Source organism: Dietzia sp. SLG310A2-38A2, from assembly GCF_014145095.1.
Classification (GTDB): domain Bacteria; phylum Actinomycetota; class Actinomycetes; order Mycobacteriales; family Mycobacteriaceae; genus Dietzia.
On record NZ_JAALDX010000176.1, the window covers coordinates 1 to 3,480 of the forward strand.

Below are 3,480 nucleotides of genomic sequence, written 5' to 3' on the forward strand. Positions count from 1 at the left end.
CGGCTTCCCCGGTGGCCTCCAAAAAGGTAACAGATGTATCTCGACCCTGTCACGTCAAAAGCACGAATAGACACAAAAGCGCCGGTGAGCGGGTGCTCACCGGCGCTGCCGAGTTGTTACCCGAAGGTGATCAGTGGTCCGCCTCGCCCATTCTGTGAACGAGGATGAAGTTCGTCGAACCCTCGACTCCCGGCACGTTGCCCGCGACGATCACGATGAGATCGTCCTCGTTGTACCCCTCGAGTGGGAGCAACAACTCGTCCGTGACCTTGACGAGCTCGGCCGTCTCGTGGACCCGGTCGGTCAGGAACGTCTCGGTGCCCCACGTGAGAGCCAACTGGCTTCGGATACGCGGGTCACCGGTGATCGCGATGAGGGGCAGGTGGCTGTGCAGGCGGGCGAGCCGACGGACAGTGTCACCGGTCGAGGTCACCGCGACGAGCGCCTTGGCGCCCAACCGCTCCCCGATCTCCCGGGCCGAGTAGGAGATGACCCCGCGCTTGGTCCGAGGGATGTGGACGAGATCGGGCGCGGCGGTGGAGTCGGCCTCGACCGCGAGGGCGATGGAGGACATGGTCCGCACCGCGTCGATGGGGTACTTGCCCACGGAGGTCTCGCCGGAGAGCATCACGGCGTCGGCCCCGTCGAGCACGGCGTTGGCGACGTCCGACGCCTCCGCACGGGTGGGCCGGGAGTTGGCGATCATGGACTCGAGCATCTGCGTGGCCACGATGACCGGCTTGGCGTTCTCGCGAGCGATCTGGATCGCCCGCTTCTGGACCAGCGGTACGTCCTGTAGGGGGAGTTCCACGCCCAGGTCGCCGCGGGCCACCATGATCGCGTCGAAGGCCAGCACGATGGACTCGAGGTTCTTGACCGCCTCGGGCTTCTCCAGCTTGGCGATCACCGGGACGTGCACCCCGACCTCGTCCATGATCTCGTGCACCAGATCGACGTCCGCCGGCGACCGGACGAAGGACAAGGCGATGAAGTCGACACCCAGCGCGAGCGCGAAGCGCAGGTCCGCGATGTCCTTCTCGCTCAGCGCCGGAACTGAGACGTTCATCCCCGGGAGGGACACGCCCTTATTGTTGGAGACCGTGCCCCCCTCGGTGACGACGCAGTGGACGTCGTCACCCTCGACCCGCTGCACGGTCAGGCCGATGTTGCCGTCATCCACGAGCAGCCGGTCGCCGGGCCGGGCGTCGGCGGCCAGCCCCTTGTAGGTGGTGGAGACGCGCTCCTTGGTGCCCTCCACGTCCGCGACGGTGATGGCGACCATGTCGCCCTCCGCCCATTCGTGGCGCCCCTCGAGGAATCGGCCGAGCCGGATCTTGGGGCCCTGGAGGTCCGCGAGCACACCGACGGCGTGCCCCGACTCGTCGGAGGCCTTGCGGACCCATCGGTAGTTGGCCTCGTGGTCGGCATGGTCTCCGTGGCTGAAGTTGAGCCGGGCGACGTTCATCCCGGCATCGACGAGTTCACGGATGCCGGCCTCCGACGCGACGGCGGGACCCAGGGTGCAGACGATCTTGGTACGACGATTCACCCGTACCAATCTAGTCCCCTCACCGGGATGACCGGTTAACGCAACGTCAACGACCGGCCAACGGGGGTGCGTCCTCCGGGGACTCGCCGGTCAGGTCCTCCGGGGCGCGCAGCTCCGAGGGGTCCTCGCGGCCCCGTCGTGCCCGCCACACGTAGATCAGGGCGGCCACCATGACGACGACCGAGACGACGGTGTTGATGCGCAGCCCGAAGACCTCCGTTGCCGCATCCGCACGGAGCAACTCCACCCAGAATCGTCCGAAGCAGTACAGGGCCACGTAGAGGGCGAAGAGCCGGCCGTGACCGAGCCGGAACCTGCGGTCGATCACCACCAGCGCCACGGCCACCAGGACGTTCCACACCAACTCGTAGAGGAACGTGGGGTGGACGGTCGCGAGCACCTGCCCGGTGGAGCGACCGATGGTCTCGGAGTACCCGTACGTCTCGTCGTAACGCTGATAGATCTCCAGGGCCCAGGGTACGTCCGTCTCGCGACCGTAGAGCTCCTGGTTGAAGTAGTTACCCAGACGTCCGATCCCCTGCGCCAGGACGATCCCCGGGGCGACCGCGTCGCCGAACGCACCGATCGCCCGGATACCCTGCTGCCGGAGGCCGATGTAGGCACCGACCGCGCCCAGCGCGACGGCCCCCCAGATGCCCAGACCGCCGTCCCAGATCTTCAGCGCGTCGACCGGGTTCCGGCCCTCCCCGAAGTACCGGTACCAGTCTGTGGCCACGTGATAGATGCGACCGCCCACGAGCCCGAAGGGGATGGCCCACAGCGCGGTGTCCAGCACGACTCCCGCGCGCCCCCCGCGGGCGACCCAGCGCTTCTCGCCCCACCAGATCGCCACGACGATGCCCAGGATGATCCACAGTGCGTAGGCGCGCAGCGGGAACGGACCCAGCTCCCAGACCCCCTGGGGAGGGCTCGGGATCACGAGCCGGCCCCCGACCGACGCACGCCCGCCGCGAGCTCGGCCGTCAGTCTCGCAAGGGCCTCGTTCCCCTCGGTGGCCGCGGTGATGAGCGCGGAGCCGACGATCACGCCGTCCGCGTAGGACGCGATCTCCGCCGCCTGGTCGCCGCTGCGCACCCCGAGTCCGACCCCGCACGCCAGGTCCGAGTGCTCTCGGACACGGGCGGTGAGGGTGCGAGGAGCGTCCGAGACCACGTCCCGCGCTCCGGTCACCCCCATGACCGCCTGGATGTACACGAACCCGCTCGTGTGGGACAGCGTCATGGCCAACCGCTCGTTGGTCGAGGACGGTGCCACCAGGAACACCCGGTCGATCCCGTGCGCGTCCGTGGCCGAGATCCAGTCCTCCGCCTCGTCCGGGATGAGATCCGGCGTGATGACCCCGGTCCCGCCGGCGGCCGCGAGGTCCGCCGCGAAACGGTCCACGCCGTACTGGAGGATCGGGTTCCAGTAGCTCATGACGACCGGGACCGCGCCGGCCTCGGCCACCGCACGGATGACGGTGAAGGTGTCACGGATGCGGAAGCCTGCCTCGAGCGCCACATCGGCGGCCGCCTGGATGGTGGGACCGTCCATCATGGGATCCGAGTACGGGATCCCCACCTCGATGATGTCGCAGCCGCCCGCGACCATCGTCCGAACGGCCTCGACCGACCCCTCGACCGTGGGGTAACCCGCCGGGTAGTACCCGATGAGGGCGGCCCGGTTCTCGGCACGGCACCGCTCGAACACCTCGCTCAGAACGCTCATGCCTCGACTCCCCCGTCCGCGTACTCGCCCTCGCCGTCGTCGGCGCCCCGGCTGGAGTCCACCCCGGCCTCCGGCGGGGTCCCCCCGCCCAACAGGCCGAACCACCGGGCGGCGGTGTCGACGTCCTTGTCGCCGCGGCCCGAGACGTTGACCAGGATCAGGCCGACCCCCTCGGCGGCGAGCTGCGCGGCTCCGGCGATCGC

At 69.0% G+C, this 3,480-nt stretch carries 3 protein-coding genes and 1 pseudogene; all 4 read right to left on the reverse strand.

The window, feature by feature from the left end:
* Nucleotides 1–130 precede the first annotated feature (130 nt).
* The gene (pyk, locus tag G6027_RS06970) at nucleotides 131–1,549 is read right to left on the reverse strand and encodes a pyruvate kinase (RefSeq protein ID WP_182636540.1); all 1,419 of its coding nucleotides are present in this window, start codon (nucleotides 1,547–1,549) and stop codon (nucleotides 131–133) included.
* Nucleotides 1,550–1,595: 46 nt separating this feature from the next.
* Entirely contained in the window at nucleotides 1,596–2,489 is an 894-nt protein-coding gene (gene lgt / locus G6027_RS06975; protein WP_182636541.1) for a prolipoprotein diacylglyceryl transferase, read from the reverse strand.
* Nucleotides 2,486–3,277 (reverse strand): tryptophan synthase subunit alpha, encoded by a 792-nt coding sequence (gene trpA, locus G6027_RS06980; RefSeq protein ID WP_182636542.1) that lies wholly within the window; start codon nucleotides 3,275–3,277, stop codon nucleotides 2,486–2,488. Before trpA ends, lgt begins: the two co-directional genes overlap by 4 nt.
* Nucleotides 3,274–3,480, reverse strand: a pseudogene (locus G6027_RS06985) (tryptophan synthase subunit beta); the annotation flags it as partial. The pseudogene G6027_RS06985 and the gene trpA, both read right to left, overlap by 4 nt.